This window comes from Mitsuaria sp. RG, assembly GCF_028369275.1.
In the GTDB taxonomy this organism is placed as follows: domain Bacteria; phylum Pseudomonadota; class Gammaproteobacteria; order Pseudomonadales; family Pseudomonadaceae; genus Aquipseudomonas; species Aquipseudomonas peradeniyensis.
On sequence record NZ_JAQMYQ010000006.1, the window covers coordinates 91,558 to 110,922 of the forward strand.

Here is a 19,365-nt window from a genome sequence, read left to right on the forward strand (position 1 = left end):
TGCATTGAACAATCGCGTTCAAAATATAGCAAATCCGCATTCGACGACGATTGACAAGATTGAACATAGGTGTTCAATATTGATCTCGAGAGTTATTTTGTTCTGACCGCCATATCGAGCGCAGGCACTGCAACTGCTCGGTTGAAGCCCAACCACGAGAACCCGCATGTCAATCAAGCAAGGCCGTATCGACGTCCACCATCACATCATCCCGCCCGCATTCGTCGACGCCATGAATGCGAGAGGATTGCACCAGGTCGCCGGAGCGCCATTGCCCGACTGGACACCGGAGAAGTCCATTGAAGTGATGGATGCCAACGGGATCGAGCGGGCAATCACTTCACTCTCGGCACCAGGCGTTCATTTCGGCGATGGCGTCCAGCAGGCCAGTGAGTTGGCGCGGAGCTGCAATGATTTCGCCGCGCAAATGCGTACGCGTTATCCTAATCGCTTCGGTAATTTCGCGGTGTTGCCGATGCCATTTACCGATGCAGCATGCCGTGAGGCCGTGCATGCGCTTGACGTCCTGAAGGCCGAGGGAATTGTTTTGCTGGGCAGCACGGACGGGGTATTTCTTGGCGATCAGCGGTTCGACGAATTGATGGCCGAGCTTGATCGTCGCAAAACCGTGGTGCTGATCCACCCCAACATGCACCAGACCAGCGAAAGCATGGGTCTCCAGACACCTGGGTTTCTCATCGAGTTTCTCTGCGATACCACCCGCGCAGCAGTCAACCTGATCCTCAGCGGAACGATGGAGCGCTATCCCGGCATCCGCTGGATTCTCGCCCACTCCGGCGGCTTCCTGCCGTTCGTGGCTTGGCGTGTGTCGTTGGCCAACATGCTTCCAGAGTTCCAGCAGCAGGCGCCGCAAGGCGTGATGACCTATATCCGCCGCTTCTACTACGACACGGCGTTGTCACCGTCACCTTATTCCATGGCGGTGCTCAAGGAACTGGTGGAACCGTCGCACATTCTTTTCGGCAGTGACTATCCCTTCGCCCCGGCCCCCGCCACGGCATTGCAATGCCGCACGCTGGAGAACCTGGACATTTGGCCGCCGACGATCATGCACGGCATCAACCGAGGTCATGCGCTGAGTCTATTCCCGCAGTACCGCCAGCCGAAAGAAATCGTGACGCCAGCGCCAATCTATCAGGGCGAATCCTTCTCGCAACGGTTACGACGCAGCATGGCGCGACCGATTGGCGCCCTGGCCGAGCGAATGCGCAAGCGCTGAGTCAGCGGGCTGCCATCGATTGCCCGTGACGCTGCAGACCATTGAGTCCAAAGATCCATCCGCGGTCCCCGGGTGTTCGCCCCCGGTAATCAAAAAATAATAAGAGCCAGATCATGACAATAAAAAAGCAGCTTTGCGCACTGGGGCTATGCCTTACCTCCACTCAACTAATGGCCAACGGCCTGCAAATCAACGAACAGAGCATCAGCTCAGCCGGTAAAGCTTATTCGGGTCGCGCCTCTGATGTTCAGGATGCATCCATCGTTTATGGCAACCCGGCAGGGATGTCGCGCCTGGCGGGTGAGCACATCAGCGGCGGTGTAAGTTTCATCGATGTGAATTCGCGTATCAGCAAGGTCGACACCACCGTGTCAGGCACTTCGAAAGGCGATATGGTGCCCGATCCCATTGTGGTGCCATTGGGTTTCTACACCCTGCAACTCAACGACGACTGGCACTTGGGTTTCGGGGTCTATGCACCTTTTGGTGGTAGCACGGATTACGAGAACAGCTTCCAGGGACGCTACCGCAGCTCACAGACTGAGGTGAAGGTCGTCACCTTGCAGCCGACGATCAGTTACCGGATCAATGATAGGTTGTCCGTGGGTTTCGGACCTACGATCAACCATATCGACGGGCTACTCGAAAGCAAGATCGCCAATAACGCGGTAGGCGGACGGGGCGATGGTACAGTCAAAGTCACCGGCAATGACACTGCCTTGGGATTCAACCTGGGCATCCTGTTCGATCCATTCGATGACCTGACCCTTGGTCTGACTTATCACTCCAGGGTCGACTTCGACTTGAAGGGCAAGACCAAGGTGTCCGGCGCCAACGGGCTGCTGTCACCGGTTCCGGTACTGGGACTGCCGGGCGTCAACGGCAAATATGATGCGAGTCTGGAATTCACCACGCCAGAATCCGTCGATGCCTCGGTAACCTGGCGAATCAGCGATCGCCTGGATGTTTCCGCCGGCGCGCTGTGGAGCCGTTGGAGTCAGGTGCAGGAGTTACGGGTGCTGAATTCCGGAGTACCGCGGGCCTACAGTGCTTTTGACACGATCCTCGAAACGCTGAAGTGGCGGGATACCTGGTCTTTCTCCACAGGCATGGCCTATCGCCTGAACAACGAGTGGAAGGTTCGTGCAGGTATCGCCTATGAGCCTACTCCGATGCCAAATCAGTACAGCTCCACTCGCGCGCCGACCGGAGACCGTAGGATTTTCACCGCAGGCCTGAACTGGCAGATGACCGATCAGACATCGTTGGATCTGGGATACGGCTACATCCACGAAGATCCGGTAAAGATCTCTCAGGCCACGTCACAGGGTGGCCTGCGTCCAGGTTACAGCGCCACCTACCAGAATACGGTTAATGGCCTGGGTCTGCAGTTGAACTACAGCTTCTGATCAGTCTTGCTTCACGAGAAAATTGCGCTGGACAAGCGGATCGACAATACCGGCCGCGCTGCGTTTTTGCGCCTCAACCTTCTCGCGCGGTTTGAGGTGACGCTCGCGGCCGGCCTGGGCGTTTAGATAATTTTTCCAATTAAAACAGGTATGTGCACTTGGTGCACGGTGAAGTGGTTTTTCATTGTCGAGCCGGCAGCACGATTCCTATACTCGCCGCAACAACTACAAATGCCCTGACAGGGGGAACACACCATGCGCCATGCCTGCCTGCCGTCCTTATCCGTTGCCTGCACCTTCCAATACCTAAGCGTAGCGTTGATGCGCTAACACCCGTACCAGCCAATACGCCCACTCAACTGCCTTGCGCCTGCCTGCGCGAGAACGGTAGCGGCTTGCCTGGAATTACCGGGCGCACCGTTGGGCGGTGTCGAGGATTACAACAATGAACACGTCACATCCAGATCATCTTCAGGCCGACTACACCGCTGACGTGGTGGTCATCGGTGCCGGCCCGGTCGGGCTGGCGATCGCCAATTACCTCGGCCAGGCCGGGGTGCAGGTGCTGCAGATCGAGAAGCTCGACCAACTGATCGACTACCCTCGCGCCATCGGCATCGACGACGAGTCGCTGCGCACCGTGCAGGCCATCGGCCTGGTCGAGCAGGTGCTGCCGCACACCACGCCGTGGCACGCCATGCGCTTCCTGACGCCCAAGGGCCGCTGCTTCGCCGACATCCAGCCGATGACCGACGAGTTCGGCTGGTCGCGCCGCAACGCCTTCATCCAGCCGCAGGTCGATGCCGTACTGTTTCAGGGCCTGGCGCGCTTTGCCAATGTGCGCACACTGTTCTCCCGCGATGTGGTCGAGTTCCAGCAGGACGAGCAGGGCGTCAGCCTGCGCATGAACGGCCCCGAAGGCCGGCAGGAGACGGTGCGTGCCCGTTACCTGGTGGCCTGTGACGGCGGCAACAGCCTGATCCGCCGAAGCCTTGAGATTTCCTTCGAAGGCAAGACCGCGCCCAACCAGTGGATCGTCATCGACATCGCCAACGACCCGCTGGGCACACCGAACGTTTACCTGTGCTGTGACCCGGTGCGCCCGTACGTGTCGGCCGCGTTGCCCCACGGCGTGCGCCGCTTCGAGTTCATGGTGATGCCGGGCGAGACCGAGGAGCAGCTGAGCCAGCCGCAGAACCTGCGCAAGCTGCTGGCCAAGGTGCTGCCAGACCCGGACCGGGTCGAACTGATCCGCAAGCGCGTCTACACCCACAACGCACGCCTGGCCGGCCAGTTCCGGGTCAAGCGGGTGCTGCTGGCCGGCGATGCCGCGCACATCATGCCGGTGTGGCAAGGCCAGGGTTACAACAGCGGCATGCGCGATGCCAGCAACCTCGGCTGGAAGCTGGCGCTGGTGGCCAAGGGGCTGGCTGGCGAAGCGCTGCTCGACACCTACGAACAGGAACGGCGCGATCATGCCAAGGCGATGATCGACCTGTCGGTGCTCGCCGGCCATGTGCTGGCGCCGCCCAAGCGTTGGCAAGGTGCGCTGCGCGATAGCGTGTCGTGGGCGTTGAACTACCTGCCGGCGGTCAAGCGCTACTTCCTTGAAATGCGCTTCAAGCCCATGCCGCAGTACGCCAAGGGAGCGTTGGTGGCCGAACCGAACAACAAGGCCACGCCGGTCGGGCGCATGTTCATCCAGCCCAAGGTAGTCACCGAAGCGGGCGAGACGCGCCTGCTGGACGATGTGATCGGCAGCAACTTCGCGTTTATCGCCTGGGGCAACAACCCGCTGTGGGGCCTGAGTGACGAGCAGGTGCAAGCCTGGCGTGCACTGGGCGCGTGCTTTATCCAGGTATTGCCGGAGGTCCAGCTCAAGGCCGGGCGTGAGGTGCCGGACGGGGTGGTTCGCGTGGGCGACTGCAGCGGTCGCCTCAAGGAGTGGTTCGGCCGCTTCCCGCTGTCCATCGTGGTGCTGCGCCCGGACCGTTTCGTTGGCGCAGTGGCCATTCCGCAAACCCTCGACCGGGCCAGCGACGCGTTGTTGCAGGCGCTGGCTGCCAAGCCCCAGGCCACCCGACAGGCGCCATTGGCGACCAAGGTGGCCTGAGATGAACGCCTATTTGCATTGCCTTTCGCACACGCCGCTGGTGGGTTACGTCGACCCGGCGCAAGCCGTGCTGGCGGAAGTGGCCGAGGTGGTTGCCGCCGCCCGTGCGCGTATCGCCGCGTTTGACCCAGAGCTGGTGTTCCTGTTTGCCCCGGATCACTACAACGGCTTTTTCTACGACGTGATGCCGGCCTTCTGCATCGGCATGGGCGCCACCGCCATTGGTGACTTCCAAAGCGCAGCTGGCCCGCTGGACGTGCCGCGCGACATCGCCGAGGCCTGTGCTGGCGCGGTGCTGGACGCCGGAGTGGACGCTGCCGTTTCCTACCGCATGCAGGTTGACCATGGTTTTGCCCAACCGTTGGAGTTCCTGCTCGGCGGCCTGGCCGAGAAGCCGATGATTCCGGTGTTCATCAACAGCGTGGCGGTGCCGCTGCCCGGTTTTGCCCGTGCCCGCCTGCTCGGCGAGGCCATTGGCCGCTTCGCCCGTGGCACCGGCAAGCGCGTGCTGTTCCTCGGCTCTGGTGGGTTGTCGCACCAGCCGCCGGTGCCCGAGCTGGCCCATGTCGATGCGCGCATGGCCGACCGCCTGATGGGCAGTGGCCGCGATCTGCCGGCCAACGAGCGCGAGGCCCGCCAGCAGCGCGTAATCAACGCCGCCAAAGGCTTCGTACGCGACCAGCACACGCTTCACCCGCTCAACCCGGCCTGGGACAACCATTTCCTCGACCTGCTCGAGCAACGCCGCTTTGCCGAGCTCGATGCCATGGCCAATGCCGAGCTGTCGGTGCTGGCCGGCAAGTCGACCCACGAGGTCAAGACCTGGGTCGCGGCCTTTGCCGCGCTCTCTGCGTTCGGTGATTACCAAGCCACCAAGCGCTACTACCGGCCGATCCCGGAGTGGATCGCCGGCTTCGGCTCGCTCAGCGCCCACTCCCTTACCTGATGAACGGAGGATCTATCATGACCAACATCTCTTTCAGTGAAGCCGCCAGCAGCCGTTTTGCCCGTATCCGCCAAGGCGACCTCGACCTGCAAGTGCACTACAACGACCTCGGTGACGGTGTCGAGACCGTAGTAATGCTGCACGGTTCTGGCCCAGGTGCCAGTGGCTGGGCCAACTTCAGCCGCAACCTCGAACCGCTGCTGGCTGCCGGTTACCGTGTGGTGCTGATGGACTGCCCGGGTTGGAGCAAGAGTGACCCGATCATCAGCCATGGTTCGCGCTCGGACCTCAATGCCACTGCGCTCAAGGGCCTGCTCGACGTGCTGGGCCTGGAGCGTGTGCACATCCTCGGTAACTCCATGGGCGGTCACACTGCCGTGGCCTTCACCCTGAGCTACCCCGAGCGCGTCGGCAAACTGGTGCTGATGGGCGGTGGCACCGGGGGCGCCAGCCCGTTCGTGCCGATGCCTACCGAGGGCATCAAATTGCTCAACGGCCTGTACCGCGAGCCGACCATCGACAACCTGAAGAAGATGATGAACGTCTTCGTCTACGACCCGAGCGACCTCACCGAAGAACTGTTCCAGACCCGCTTGGACAACATGCTCAGCCGCCGCGACCACCTGGAGAACTTCGTCGCCAGCCTGGCCGCCAACCCCAAGCAGTTCCCCGACTTCAGCGCGCGCCTGGGCGAAATCAAGGCCAAGACCCTGGTGGTCTGGGGCCGCAACGACCGCTTCGTGCCGATGGATGTCGGCCTGCGTCTGATCGCTGGTATCGCCAATTCCGAACTGCATGTGTTCAACAACTGTGGCCATTGGGCGCAGTGGGAACACGCCGACACCTTCAACCGCCTGGTACTGGACTTCCTCCAGCACTGATTTGAGGTACATCCATGACCATCGATTCGCAAACCCTCGAGTGCCTGGCTGCCGACCTGCGCCGCGCCCAGCAGCGGGGTGGGGCCATCGCCCCGTTGCGTGACGCCATCGGCGCGGAAAACGCCGAGGCGGCCTACGCCATCCAGCGCTTGAATATCGCCCACGCCGTGGCCGAAGGCCGGCGCCTGGTCGGCCGCAAGATCGGCCTGACCAACCCCAAGGTGCAGGCTCAGCTGGGTGTCGACCAGCCGGACTTCGGCTGCCTGTTCGCCGACATGTGCTACGGCGACAACGAGAGCGTGCCATATGCCAGCGTCATGCAGCCGAAGATCGAGGCCGAGATCGCCCTGATGCTGGCCCATGACCTGCCCAGCGCACAAACCACCTTCGCCGATGTGATCGCGGCCACCGGTCATGTGTTGCCGGCGTTGGAGGTCGTCGGCAGCCGCGTGCAGGACTGGAACATCCGTTTCGCCGATACCGTGGCCGACAACGCGTCCAGCGGCTGCTTCGTGCTCGGCGGCCCGGCCCGCCAACTGCACGACCTCGACCTGCGTGGCGCAGCCATGCGCATGACTCGCAACGGTGAGCTGGTGTCCAGCGGCAGCGGCGCCGAATGCCTCGGCCACCCGCTCAATGCCGCGGTGTGGCTGGCCCGCACCATGGCCCGCCTGGGCGAGCCACTGCGTGCCGGCGACATCATCCTCACCGGTGCCCTCGGGCCGATGGTGGCGGTGGCGCCGGGCGACCATTTCGAAGCCGAAATCGACGGCCTGGGCCGTGTCGGCGTGACCTTCTGCGGCGAATGACGGAGAGCCCCATGAGCCACAAACGCAAAGTCGCCATCATCGGTTCCGGCAACATCGGCACCGACCTGATGATCAAGATCCTGCGCAACGCCAAGCACCTGGAAATGGCCGCGATGGTCGGTATCGACCCCGCCTCCGACGGCCTGGCCCGCGCCGCCCGCATGGGCGTGGCCACCACCCATGAAGGGGTGGAGGGCCTGACCCGCCTGCCGGTGTTCCAGGACATCGATTTCGTCTTCGACGCTACCAGCGCCGGTGCCCACGTGAAGAACGACGCCTTCCTGCGCCAGCACAAGGCCGACCTGCGCATGATCGACCTGACCCCGGCGGCCATTGGCCCGTACTGTGTGCCCGTGGTCAACCTGGAGCAGCACTTGCAGGCGACCAACGTCAACATGGTCACCTGCGGTGGCCAGGCGACCATCCCCATGGTCGCGGCGGTATCGCGCGTGGCCAAAGTGCACTACGCCGAGATCGTTGCCTCGATCGCTTCGAAGTCCGCAGGCCCGGGTACTCGCGCCAACATCGACGAGTTCACCGAGACCACCAGCAAGGCCATCGAAGTGATCGGCGGCGCGAGCAAGGGCAAGGCGATCATCATCATGAACCCCGCCGAGCCGCCGCTGATGATGCGCGATACGGTGTACGTGCTGAGCGAGGCCGCCGACCAGCAGCAGGTGGCGGCCAGCATCGAGAAAATGGCTGCCGCCGTGCAGGCCTACGTGCCGGGTTATCGCCTCAAGCAGCAGGTACAGTTCGAAGACGTGCGCGACCTCAAGTTGCCAGGGCAGGGGACCTTCACCGGCCTAAAGACCTCGGTGTTCCTCGAAGTCGAAGGCGCCGCCCACTACCTGCCGGCCTACGCTGGCAACCTCGACATCATGACGTCCGCCGCGCTGGCCACCGCCGAGCGCATGGCCCTGGCGATGGGAGCCCTGGCATGAACGGCAAAAAGCTTTACATCAGTGACGTGACCCTGCGCGATGGCATGCATGCCATCCGCCATCAGTATTCGCTGGACAACGTGCGCGCCATCGCCAGTGCCCTCGACCGGGCCAAGGTCGACTCCATCGAAGTGGCCCATGGCGATGGCTTGCAGGGTTCCAGTTTCAACTACGGTTTCGGTGCCCACACCGATCTCGAATGGATCGAAGCAGCGGCCGACGCGGTCAACCACGCCAAGATCGCCACGCTGCTGCTGCCAGGGATCGGCACTACTCATGACCTGAAGAACGCCTACGACGCCGGTGCGCGCATCGTCCGCGTGGCCACCCACTGCACCGAGGCAGATGTCTCGCGCCAGCACATCGAATATGCCCGTGAACTGGGCATGGACACCGTTGGCTTCTTGATGATGAGCCACATGCAAACGCCCGAAGGGCTGGCTCAGCAGGCCAAATTGATGGAGGGCTACGGCGCCACCTGCATCTATGTGGTCGACTCCGGCGGGGCGATGAACATGGACGATATTCGTGCGCGTTTCCGCGCGGTGAAGGCCGTGCTCGACCCAGCGACGTTGACCGGTATCCATGCCCATCACAACCTCAGCCTGGGCGTGGCCAACTCCATTGCCGCGGTGGAGGAGGGCTGCGACCGCATCGACGCCAGCCTCGCCGGTATGGGCGCCGGTGCCGGCAACGCCCCGCTGGAGGTGTTCATCGCCGCTGCCGACAAGCTCGGCTGGAACCATGGCACCGACCTCTATGCGCTGATGGATGCGGCCGACGACCTGGTGCGACCGCTGCAGGACCGCCCGGTACGCGTGGACCGCGAAACCCTGGCGCTGGGATATGCCGGGGTCTACTCGAGCTTCCTTCGGCATGCCGAAGTGGCAGCGGCCCGGTATGGCATCAAGGCGGTGGACATACTCGTCGAACTTGGCAAGCGCAGGATGGTGGGAGGTCAGGAAGACATGATCGTGGATGTGGCGCTGGACCTGCTCAAGCGCTGACTCCATTGCCGATTGTCTTTAAGCGCCGGCTTGCCGGCGATTGGGGCGCACAGCGCCCCATCACAACCCAACACAACAACAAAATGGGTGATTCATGACTTCTGCCAATAACCCGCCTCGCATGGCCCTGACTATCGGCCTGTGTTTCCTCGTCGCCCTGCTCGAAGGCCTCGACCTGCAGGCCGCCGGTATTGCCGCGCCGGGGATGGCCAATGCCTTCGGCCTGGACAAGATGCAAATGGGTTGGGTGTTCAGCGCCGGCATTCTCGGCCTGCTGCCCGGCGCCCTGGTCGGCGGCTGGCTGGCAGACCGTTTCGGTCGCAAGCGCATTCTGATCGGCTCGGTGGCGCTGTTCGGCGTGTTCTCGCTGGCCACCGCCCATGCCTGGAGCCTGCCCACCTTGCTTCTGGCGCGGCTGTTCACCGGTGTAGGGCTGGGCGCCGCACTGCCCAACTTGATCGCCTTGTGCAGCGAGGCTGCCGGCCAACGCCTGCGCGGCAGTGCAGTCAGCCTGATGTACTGCGGTGTGCCTTTGGGCGCGGCGATCGCCGCCGGCATCGGAATTGCCGGCTACAGCGGCGAGTGGCAACGGGTGTTTCATGTTGGCGGCGCGGGGCCACTGTTGATCCTGCCACTGCTGGCGGCATACCTGCCAGAGTCGGGCCAGTTCCGTGCTACAGCCCAGGCCGATGCCACGCCGAACCTGCGTCGCGAGCTGTTCGGTCAGGGTGCGACCTGGCTGCTGTGGCTGAGCTACTTCTTCACCTTGATGGTGGTGTACATCCTGATCAACTGGCTGCCGAGCCTGCTGGTCGGTCAGGGCTTCAGTAGCCATGATGCCAGCTGGGTGATGTTCGCCCTGCAGATCGGCGCCGCCATAGGCACGTTGATCCTTGGCCAGGTGCTCGAGCGCCTGCCAGCAGGGGTCACAGCAGCGCTGGTATACGTGGGGATCCTCGCCGCCCTGGCAGGGCTGGGGCTAGCCAGCGCGCTGCCGGCAATGCTTGCCGCCGGCTTCTTCGCTGGTTTCTTCGCCACGGGTGGGCAGGGCGTGCTGTATGCCTTGGCGCCGCATTTCTACCCCGTCCGCGTGCGCGCCACCGGTGTTGGCGCGGCGGTGGCCGTCGGGCGCCTGGGAGCGATGAGCGGGCCGCTGGTGGCTGGCCAGATGCTCGCCCTTGGCGCCGGTTCCGCCGGCGTGCTGCTGGCCTCGGCGCCGGGCGTGGTGATCGCTGCGCTGGCGCTGTTCCGCTTAATCGGCCGCCGTCCCGGCTGATCCAACCCGCTGTTCAACCTTACGTGCCTCCTGCTGCGCCTGCGGCAGGACTTCCTACAACTACAAGAAAGTGAAGTGACCATGCACAAGGCCCTTGGAATTTTCCTGGCCGTTGGCCTGCTCTGCAGCAGTGCTGCGCATGCCGCTGGTTTAATCGAAGACAGTCACGCCGATCTGGTGTTGCGCAATTACTATTTTGATCGTAATTACTTGGGGACCACGCCACAGGCGGCTGCCCGCGAATGGGCCCAGGGCTTCATCCTCAACGTCAGTTCCGGATTTACCGAAGGGCCGGTCGGCTTTGGCCTGGATGCCAAGGGCATGCTGGGAGTGAAGCTGGATTCCTCACCCGACCGCGCCGGCACCGGTCTTCTGCCATTTGATCGCAGCACTCGCGAACCTGCCGACGACTATTCCGAGTTAGGGCTGACCGGCAAAATACGAATCTCGCATACAGAACTGCAAGGGGGCACTATCAGCACTTTCCTGCCGATTGCCTTCGCAAGCCCGGCTCGCTTGCTGCCGCAAACATTCCGTGGCGCCTACCTGCGTTCCAGCGATATCGAACGTCTGACACTTCACGCTGGCTGGCTCGACCGCATCAACCTGCGTGATTCCAGCGATTATCAGAAAATGAGCGTCGCCGCTCCCAACGGACGCTTCAATGGCGCTGCCACCTCTGATCGCTTCACTTTCCTGGGCGGAGATTGCGCTTGGTCCGAGGCGTTGACGCTGCGCTACTACCATGCAGAACTGGACGAGCTTTACCGCAAGGACTTTCTAGGTTTCATCGATAACCGCCAACTGGGGCCAGGCTGGCTCAAAAGTGACTTCCGCCTATTCGTCACCGGAGAAGAGGGCGCTGCCAAGGCCGGACCGGTCGATAACCGTAATACTGCACTAATGCTCACGTACGCATGGGGCAGTCATAGCCTTGGCATCGGTTACATGCGCCTGGATGGTGATACCGCGATGCCTTACCTGTACGGTACCGAGCCGCTGGTAATTACCGAGGGCACGCTGAGTTCGGAGTTCCTCAACCCCAAGGAGCTCAGTTGGCAGGCCAGGTTCGATCAGGACTTTGCTGCCCTGGGTGTGCCAGGACTCAAGGGCATGCTGCGTTATGTGCACGGTGACAATATTGAACTGCCGAAATTTGGCGGGGGCGGGCTGAGCGAAAGTGAGAAGGATATCGAACTGTCATACGTCGTCCAGCAAGGTAACTTCAAAGGTCTGGCGCTGCGTTTGCGCCATGCCTGGTATCGCAATGACTTCCTTGCCGGCGCTTCGCACCGAGATGACAACGAATTACGAGTCAACGTGGATTACACGATTAAGCTCTGGTAGACATAGTGGGTCCTGCATGCAGGGATGCTGCTGACCGGATTCGCGATTGGTAAACAGAATCGATTGAACGGATATTCAGCGCCGGCGGCCAAGGTAACGACTCTTAGAAAGAATCACCATCAGGCAATGACGACCGTTGCCTGACCCGTCGCCGGGTTCAAACTATAAGGATGCTTCGAGCTTTTCTTGAATCAGCTTCGCTGTATTTTGCAAGGCGCCCAAATAGCGGTGTGCAGCCTGCTCGATTGGCATCGCTTTCGCCACATACACCAGATTCAAACAGCCCAGCAGGCGCTGCCCGGAGAAGACAGGAACGGCGATGGAGGCGATTTTTTCTTCGTAGTTCCAAGCCATGAAATTTTCCCCATAGCCAAGATGCCTGACTTTGCGCAGGACGTTGTCAAGTTGCGTCACGTTCCGCGCCAAGTGAAATTCTTTATCCTCACGCCCCGCCAAGAGGGTGAGGATCTGTTCACGCTCGGCGTCGCTGCAGAAGGCGAGGTAGGTGAGCCCTGTTGCCGTTTGCAGAAGAGGCAGGCGGCGTCCGATCATGGAGCGGTGAAATGAAAGGCGGCTGAAGCGGTGAGTGGTCTCGCGTACCACCATCGCATCCACATCCAAGGTACAGATGTCAGTCGGCCATACCACTTCCTGTAGAAGCTCCGCCAGCAGCGGTGCGGCGATGGCGCTGATCCACTGCTCATCGCGAAAACCTTCACTCAATTCGCGCACTTTGAGGGCTAGGCGAAAACTGTCGTCGGACTCGCTGCGGCGTACATAGCCTTCGTCCTGCAATGTTTCCAGCAGTCGCCGGACGGTGGTTCTGTGAAGCCCGGTAATTTCGGCCAGTCGGGTCGGGCTGGCGCCTCCGTCCAGGCGGTTCAGGGCATTGAGAAGTGCCAGGCCACGGCTCAGTCCGCGCACAGTCTTGTAGTCGGAGCCTCGATCAGTATTCATGGAAACCTCTTTAAAAATAATGATGTGCATCCAGTGCACGGCGACGCGGTTTTTCATTGTAGGACAATCGGTGCGATTCTTATACTCAGCGAATTCCAAGCCAAAACCTGTGCCGGCCAGGTCTCAGCGCCTCGCGCTTTGGTCACGTCGCACAGGCGGATCTAGCTCACTGGATGGGGCGCGACATCACTGCCAGGGCGGCAGCGTCGATTGTTCGGTGGCTTGCAGTTGCTCATCCATCTCGAAAAAAGGCACGCCGATGAATCGCAGACAAGTCCTCCAATCCATGGCTACCGCCGCAACCGTCGCAGCCGTCTCTGGCTTGGCCCCAAGCACTGCCCGCGCATCCGAAAGCAGCAAATCTCCAGGTGTTCGCGCGTCAAAAGACGCCCGACGCATTGATACCCATCAGCATGTCGTTCCACCTTTCTATGGAAAGTGGCTTGAGTCCCGAGGTATTACCGCCGGCGGTCTTCCCATCCCAACCTGGAGTGTCGAGGGAGCCCTGGACCTGATGGACAGCAACGGTATCGCAACCGGCATACTTTCGGTGTCTACACCAGGCGTCCACCTTGGAAATGATGCAGAAGCACGCGTGAAAGCCAAAGAGGTCAACGAGTTTTGCGCCGAGGTGGTCGACAAGCATCCCGGACGGTTTGGCTTCTTTGCAACGTTGACGCTGCCAGATGTTGAGGGGGCCATAGAGCAGGCCGAGCATGCCCTGACCACGTTGAAAGCTGACGGAGTCATCTTGCTGGCAAACGTTCGGGGTACCTACCTCGGGGCCCCCGAGTGGGATCCCCTCATGGAGGTATTGAACCGACACCACGCCACCGTTTTCGTCCACCCTTCAGAGCTGCCGGCTGAGCCCGTCGAGGGGATTCCACCCTATGCTGCGGACTTTCTCCTAGATACCACGCGTGCGGCCCTTAACCTGGCCAAGCGAGGTTGCCTTGAACGCTATCCAGAACTGAAGATCATTCTGTCTCATGCAGGCGGGTTCCTTCCCTATGCCGCCGAGCGCATGGCCCGTGTCTGCTCAGACGACGCAAGCACTGAGCGAGGTATCCAGCGGCTGCGCAAGTTCTACTTTGATACCGCGCTGTCCAGTAGCCCTTATGCCTTGCCTGCGCTGCTGGCATTCGCCAATCCGCAGAACATCACCTTCGGCAGCGACTGGCCCTATGCCAACAAGGAGCGTTCTAGTCACTTCACCGGGCTGCTGGATACCTTCGGCTTCACCGAGCAGCAACGCTTGGCTGTCAATCGGGAAAACGCCTTGCGCTTGTTCCCCCGCCTGGCCTGAGTGCGCCACCACTGGCGTCGGGCATTTCGGCGAGGCTGGAGAGGAGGGCGGTCAAGACCCGCTGTTCCGTGTTGTGGCGGGCCAATCGATGGACGAAGAACCGCGTGCGTATCACAAGCGCACAATATTTTCGAAGCGTTTTTAATGAGTTGCGAAACGCGAAGTATTCCAGTCAATGGCAGAGCAAGCCTGACACCTGGTTGGCGCAAAGCCGCGACTTCCTGCGCAAACCGGCTGACCGCCAGGCCCGGAAAATGGAGCGCTTGGGGGTAATGCCTGCATCGCAAATAGCCAAGGCAGGGCCGCATGAACCGATTGTTCTCATTGGGCCTGTTGGCCACATTGCTCAGTGGCTGCTCATCGCTGGAAGCCAGCAGCGCCTGGAAAGATCGTCCGGTGGGCGAGCTGATCGATTTCTTCGGGGTGCCCAGGCAGATCATGGTGGTGCCGGAAGAAGATCTGGTGGTGCTCAGATATGTGCGCGACAGCAGCTATGTCACGCGTGAAGCCGCGGGCACTTACACGGGGCCGCAGAACGGGCAGCTTGTGCACACGGAATACTGGGAAGATGTGCAGCACTCAGGCAGTTGTCAGATCGATGTGTTCATCAACAGGGCTCGACTGGTGCAGAAGATACGCACGAAGGGACGCTGCGCAGTTATCGAGATGGCACCGGCAGCTCAACCACAGGTGATCGACTCAGGAGGTCACCTCCCATAATACTCAATTTAACATAATATACATTATGCGTATATTCGCATTGAGCACCACGCCCAGTGGGAGGCCAGATCTCAGCCTCCATCAAAGCCCTGATGCCAATCCAGCTCACTGGAACGTCAGTTCTTCCGGTACCCTATACCGACCACCGTCATAATCCAGATCGAACGTCTTCGTCGACGTACTGCTCTCGATTTCCTGACAGTCATCCTCGCCTTTGAGCACGCTCCGACTCCCAGTCGATATCTCGGTCACCCGCAGCCTGTTGAAGCCATCCTTGCCAGGTTTGCCAATCGCTAGCGTGCGTTTTGTCTCGCCAAACTCACCGGCGCAGGAACCATCCCATTCACCGTTGCCCTTGCTTACAACCAGGCCTCCCATGACCCGGCGCAACTGCGAGCCGTCGTTCACGTAGAGACTCAGTGTCTCGCTGCTGAACGGATTGACCCGCGACGAGCCTGTATGACGAATGCGCACGCCAAATGCCCGCTGCCCAGGCGCAACCTGATAACGCGCCGTGTCCAGCGTCAGGCCTGAAAACTGCACCGCGTCGGAGACGATCGCTGCCTCCTGGTAACTGCGAGCAATGATCTTGCCGCTGACAGCTTCGGCCACCAGGACATCCAGGCCATAATCGCCTTGCCCGTACTCATCGACGTTCATCATCACGGGCAAGGCTGCCAGGACCTGGCTGGCGTCTGCAGGATTGACCTTGCAGACCGCAAACTCGCTGGCGAGCTTCAAGGTTGGATGCAGGTGGTGGGCCCAGGTTTGCAGGTGCTGCGTGCAGTCGCCCCAGGCGATCATGGGGGCAAACAACAGCGGTAAGACGGTGAATCCACGCATGAAGGTGTCTCATTCCTTTGAAGGTTTTGCCAGGATATGCGAGCTGGGCGAAAACTTCACATGATTGATGGGCAAAGGTGCCCTGCCCGTTTTTTTGATGATCATTAATTATAACTCAACTAAATATTCATTTAGTTGAGTTATATATGAAGACGCCAGACAACGTCATGCTCATCCCCTCACCTATCGGCTCTTGCAGATTCCGTCGAGGTCATGACCAGCAATGTGTCAAGACACGGGGAACGAGAACTTCCAGGCAAAGGACATTCTCCGTTCGTCGCTTGTCATGGAAAGCCAGGGCAGGTCCGGCTAACGTCTGATTGCTGGCTTATTGCCACCCGTCATGTAGAACCTCGGTAAAAATATCTGTGAAACACCGTGAACACATTGAAGTGTTCATTTCAGTTTGGTTGCTCTTCACCCAGGGAAGGAAAAATGACCAAGCTCTCGAGTCGATCACGTCACGCAACGGGCTTGGCAATGTCTGCCGCCAGCGTGCCACCCTCACCCATCGCAGCCGCTTGCCTCCACGTTTCATCCGACATTATCGGCTCGCAACTGATCAACGCGCCGCCGTTCGGCGAAGTGCGCTTCTAAGTCCATTACTCGTTCATCACAACGCAAGCAACGATGCTGACTGACCGTCGGCAGGTGACGTGTTGCCCCGGAGACATCGCGCTGTATTCGTACCCGCTCGTCCCTGGCTGCAAATTACCCAGACAGGGTTTCACTTCCCATGGAATCAAGGAAGCCATCATGAACATCCAAGTCGCAACAACCGCCAATAGCAGCCAGTCCAGTGATTTCTCCGGCATCCCGGTACAGATCACCAACCAGCTCAAGGTTCCCATCGACATCTACGATGTGTTCAACCCCGCCGCCAGCGGCCTGAGCGCGCCTTATGTCTACACCAAGCTCGGCACCATCGCCGCGGGCGCGACCGGGACCGTGACGACCATTCGACAGGTCGCGCAACTGGAGGCGATGTACACCGGTCCGATCGATGAACTGCAAAGCTGGTACTACTACCAGTTCCCGCTCAAATTCATGTCCGGCACTCAGTTCACTTTCGGCAATCCCCCGCCACTGAGCTACACCGTGGGCGAGAGCGACCGGCAGTCGATGATCCAGTCGTTTCTGTTCCACAAGTACGCAATGGCCAACCCTGATTCAGCACTGACCAAGAACCTCAACATCGCGTTGAAAAGTGGCGATGCTAACGCGATTAATACCTTTTTCGCCGGCACCCTGAACTTCAAGAACTGCACCTTGAGTTCATGGAACGCCGTCATGACCTGGCTTTCCATGTTCACCTCAGGCTGGCAAGGCCCCTACTACCTGTACGAAGCCGCGCCAAACCCATTGCCGCAGGGCTATGTACCGGCGCTTGTGGGAACGCTCAACATCGCCTCAAGTACCAGCAGCAACGCGGCAACGCTGACCCTGTGCACCCAGGACAGTAGCGGCAACCTGCAGCCACTTAGCCCGAAACAGACCTCCAGTGCGGTAATGGCCGGTGACGGTACGCTGACCGACCAGAACCCCGGCCAGGATGTGAGCCTGTCGCTGACGCCAGTGTGGATGAATGTGATCCAGACCACCATGGTCGACAACACCCCAACCACGAGCTACATCGCTGGCCCTACGCTTACCGGTACTGTAGCCGGCAGAAAGGTGGTTTCGACGCAGACCCTGATCCCTCTGCCAAGCAAGAGCGCAGGACAAAAACCGGCGGCAGGCTCCTCCAGCCAGACCTTCGGCACCATCTGCCAGGTGGTGGGCCTGATCGTGGGTCTGGTCATGCTGTACGAGATCGCCGAGAAACGCCTGAAAGGCCAGCAGAGCCAGGAAGAGCAAGCCAAATCCGATGCCAAGAGCGAGTCGGACTACCAGGATAAGGTGCAAGAAATCGAGAAGACCACGGCCAGCGACAATGCCGAGACCTTCAATGATAGCGCCGAGATCATCAGCCAGGACAGCGCGGGAGTGGCTGATGGCTATGCACAAACTTCGCAGGTCCAGCAGAAGGATGTGCTCACCCAGACCATCGAGAACGAAACTCAGACGTTCAACGAAGAGATTAATCAACAGCTGGAAGACGGCATGACGCCGACGCAGGACTTCGAAAACGCCTACTCGAGTGCGCAGCAGTCATTCGAGACGGCACAGCAGCAGATCGAACAGGGCAACCTCACGGATGCCAGCGCAACCATGGCAAAAGCGTCCACCTCGATGCAGGCCACCATCGAGCAGAGCGCTCAGCAAATGCAGAAGTCGGAGGTCGATGCGCTGCAGCAATCATCCGATGCCATTGAAGAAGCCACCCGCCAGGCCGACGCTCTCAACGAGGCCCAGGACCAGTACGAAGAAAACATGAACAACGAGGAAAACGACTCGGGTTTCAACGAAGAAGACACCACGCCGGAAACCGAAGAAATCCCCGACGCTCTCTGACCCGTATACCGCAACCGCCTGAGCGGTTGCGGCCTGTTCCCCCAAACGCAAAAGGATACGCGTATGATCATTTCCTGGTTCACCCAGCCCACTGACGCCAATGCCTCCTACTACCAGTACGACAGCGTCACTCAGCAGTTCTCCCGCATTCGCCTGGAACTTGGTCGCACCAGCATGAGCGGCAACAACGGCACTTTCGCCACCTACAAATCGCAACGCACGTTCGGTTTCTCCGACCAGCGCTACTCCACCCAGAACCCCGCTGATCACTGGAGCGTCAACGAGGACGGTAAGCTCTGCTACGACAAGACCGTACTGCGTGGCGTCCCTCCCCAAGTCGGCGATAAGGTTTACGACAGCAGCAATACCAATGAATTCGTCCATCGGGGCAACCCGGTCACCGACACGCCGGAACTGCCGGAAGGTATTTTGCCCAAACACTTGGCGCTGCTTGCCAACGAGGCGATGGTACAAAAAGCCCAAATCGATCTGACGCTCGGCACAGCCACGCAGGAAGCGCTGATCGAGGCCATCCAGAACAAGGTCTGCGGCATTCTCAAGGTCGATAATTTCGAGCAGGTCACCGATGACCTGATCCTGGGGAAACTGACTTCACAGATCGCTCAGATCGGTCAATCCGCAGGCAAGCAACAAGCGCAGACCTTGAACGAGGCTTTGGCCAAGAGTGCGCAGGTCAACGAGTGGATCGCCTCGCAGATGAATGACGGCCTGCTGACTCCCACAACGGAGTTCGAGAACGCCTTCGAGCAACTGCAACAAGCGGTCATCGATGCGCAGAGCGCCACCGGCCAGGCCAATCTGCAACAGGCACTGACTGAGATCAGTACAGCCCAGCAGCGGGTGGAGACGCTGATCGGCACCCTCGACGCCGAACAACATGCCGCTGCCGTGCAAGAGTTGAAAAACGCCTCGCAAGCGTTGGCCGAAGCCCAGACAAGTGCCAGCGAATGGCAAGAGATCAATGCCGAGTACGAACCGCTTGCCGAAGCCGAAAGTATCGAAGCGTACGAGCAGGAAATCGGTATAGAGGTCGAAGCCGCCGTTTGAGCACTGCTTCGATCAGGCCCGCCGCCTGAACGGCGGTGGGCACAC

Annotated in this window: 16 protein-coding genes; 14 read left to right on the plus strand and 2 right to left on the minus strand. The window is 60.4% G+C overall.

The window, feature by feature from the left end; genetic code table 11:
* Window positions 1-166: 166 nt before the first annotated feature.
* From POF53_RS05590 to POF53_RS05635, 10 genes are all read left to right on the plus strand, one after another.
* Entirely contained in the window at window positions 167-1,240 is a 1,074-nt protein-coding gene (locus tag POF53_RS05590) for an amidohydrolase family protein (protein ID WP_498966736.1), read from the plus strand.
* Window positions 1,241-1,353: 113 nt separating this feature from the next.
* Window positions 1,354-2,649 (plus strand): OmpP1/FadL family transporter, encoded by a 1,296-nt coding sequence (locus POF53_RS05595; protein ID WP_498966738.1) that lies wholly within the window; start codon window positions 1,354-1,356, stop codon window positions 2,647-2,649.
* A gap of 445 nt (window positions 2,650-3,094) precedes the next feature.
* The gene (locus POF53_RS05600; RefSeq protein WP_498966740.1) at window positions 3,095-4,762 is read left to right on the plus strand and encodes a bifunctional 3-(3-hydroxy-phenyl)propionate/3-hydroxycinnamic acid hydroxylase; all 1,668 of its coding nucleotides are present in this window, start codon (window positions 3,095-3,097) and stop codon (window positions 4,760-4,762) included.
* 1 nt (window position 4,763) lies between these two features.
* Window positions 4,764-5,708, plus strand: coding sequence for a 3-carboxyethylcatechol 2,3-dioxygenase (gene mhpB / locus POF53_RS05605; protein ID WP_498966742.1), 945 nt, complete (start codon window positions 4,764-4,766; stop codon window positions 5,706-5,708).
* 17 nt (window positions 5,709-5,725) lie between these two features.
* Window positions 5,726-6,589, plus strand: coding sequence for an alpha/beta fold hydrolase (locus POF53_RS05610; protein WP_498966744.1), 864 nt, complete (start codon window positions 5,726-5,728; stop codon window positions 6,587-6,589).
* A gap of 14 nt (window positions 6,590-6,603) precedes the next feature.
* Window positions 6,604-7,398, plus strand: a complete 795-nt coding sequence (gene mhpD, locus POF53_RS05615) for a 2-keto-4-pentenoate hydratase (RefSeq protein WP_498966746.1) — start codon at window positions 6,604-6,606, stop codon at window positions 7,396-7,398.
* 11 nt (window positions 7,399-7,409) lie between these two features.
* Window positions 7,410-8,342 carry an acetaldehyde dehydrogenase (acetylating) gene (locus POF53_RS05620; protein WP_498966748.1) on the plus strand — a complete coding sequence of 311 codons (933 nt, stop codon included), beginning with the start codon at window positions 7,410-7,412 and terminating at the stop codon, window positions 8,340-8,342.
* Complete coding sequence (gene mhpE / locus POF53_RS05625; protein ID WP_498966750.1) at window positions 8,339-9,349, plus strand: 4-hydroxy-2-oxovalerate aldolase; 1,011 nt, start codon at window positions 8,339-8,341, stop codon at window positions 9,347-9,349. Before POF53_RS05620 ends, mhpE begins: the two co-directional genes overlap by 4 nt.
* A 94-nt stretch (window positions 9,350-9,443) precedes the next feature.
* Window positions 9,444-10,625, plus strand: a complete 1,182-nt coding sequence (mhpT, locus tag POF53_RS05630; RefSeq protein ID WP_498966752.1) for a 3-(3-hydroxy-phenyl)propionate transporter MhpT — start codon at window positions 9,444-9,446, stop codon at window positions 10,623-10,625.
* Between the two features lie 81 nt (window positions 10,626-10,706).
* A complete protein-coding gene (locus POF53_RS05635) occupies window positions 10,707-11,972 on the plus strand; it encodes an OprD family porin (RefSeq protein ID WP_498966754.1) in 1,266 nt (421 codons plus the stop codon).
* Between the two features lie 162 nt (window positions 11,973-12,134).
* Here the strand turns inward: POF53_RS05635 and POF53_RS05640 are convergent, their stop codons facing one another.
* Window positions 12,135-12,986, minus strand: coding sequence for a DNA-binding transcriptional regulator (locus POF53_RS05640; protein ID WP_498966756.1), 852 nt, complete (start codon window positions 12,984-12,986; stop codon window positions 12,135-12,137).
* 340 nt (window positions 12,987-13,326) lie between these two features.
* Between POF53_RS05640 and POF53_RS05645 the strand changes: the two genes are divergently transcribed.
* Together POF53_RS05645 and POF53_RS05650 are read left to right on the plus strand one after the other, a co-directional pair.
* The gene (locus POF53_RS05645; RefSeq protein WP_498966801.1) at window positions 13,327-14,235 is read left to right on the plus strand and encodes an amidohydrolase family protein; all 909 of its coding nucleotides are present in this window, start codon (window positions 13,327-13,329) and stop codon (window positions 14,233-14,235) included.
* A 306-nt stretch (window positions 14,236-14,541) separates the two neighbouring features.
* Window positions 14,542-14,955: a hypothetical protein gene (locus tag POF53_RS05650; protein WP_498966758.1), complete on the plus strand. Its 414-nt coding sequence runs from the start codon at window positions 14,542-14,544 to the stop codon at window positions 14,953-14,955.
* Window positions 14,956-15,060: 105 nt separating this feature from the next.
* Here POF53_RS05650 and POF53_RS05655 read toward each other — a convergent pair whose 3' ends face one another.
* Complete coding sequence (locus tag POF53_RS05655) at window positions 15,061-15,798, minus strand: PA3715 family protein (protein WP_232856224.1); 738 nt, start codon at window positions 15,796-15,798, stop codon at window positions 15,061-15,063.
* A 756-nt stretch (window positions 15,799-16,554) separates the two neighbouring features.
* Between POF53_RS05655 and POF53_RS05660 the strand changes: the two genes are divergently transcribed.
* Both POF53_RS05660 and POF53_RS05665 read left to right on the plus strand, forming a co-directional pair.
* On the plus strand, window positions 16,555-18,252 hold the full coding sequence (locus tag POF53_RS05660) for a FliH/SctL family protein (RefSeq protein WP_232856223.1): 1,698 nt from the start codon (window positions 16,555-16,557) through the stop codon (window positions 18,250-18,252).
* A 63-nt stretch (window positions 18,253-18,315) separates the two neighbouring features.
* Window positions 18,316-19,320 (plus strand): hypothetical protein, encoded by a 1,005-nt coding sequence (locus tag POF53_RS05665; RefSeq protein WP_232856222.1) that lies wholly within the window; start codon window positions 18,316-18,318, stop codon window positions 19,318-19,320.
* The last annotated feature ends 45 nt before the right edge of the window (window positions 19,321-19,365 follow it).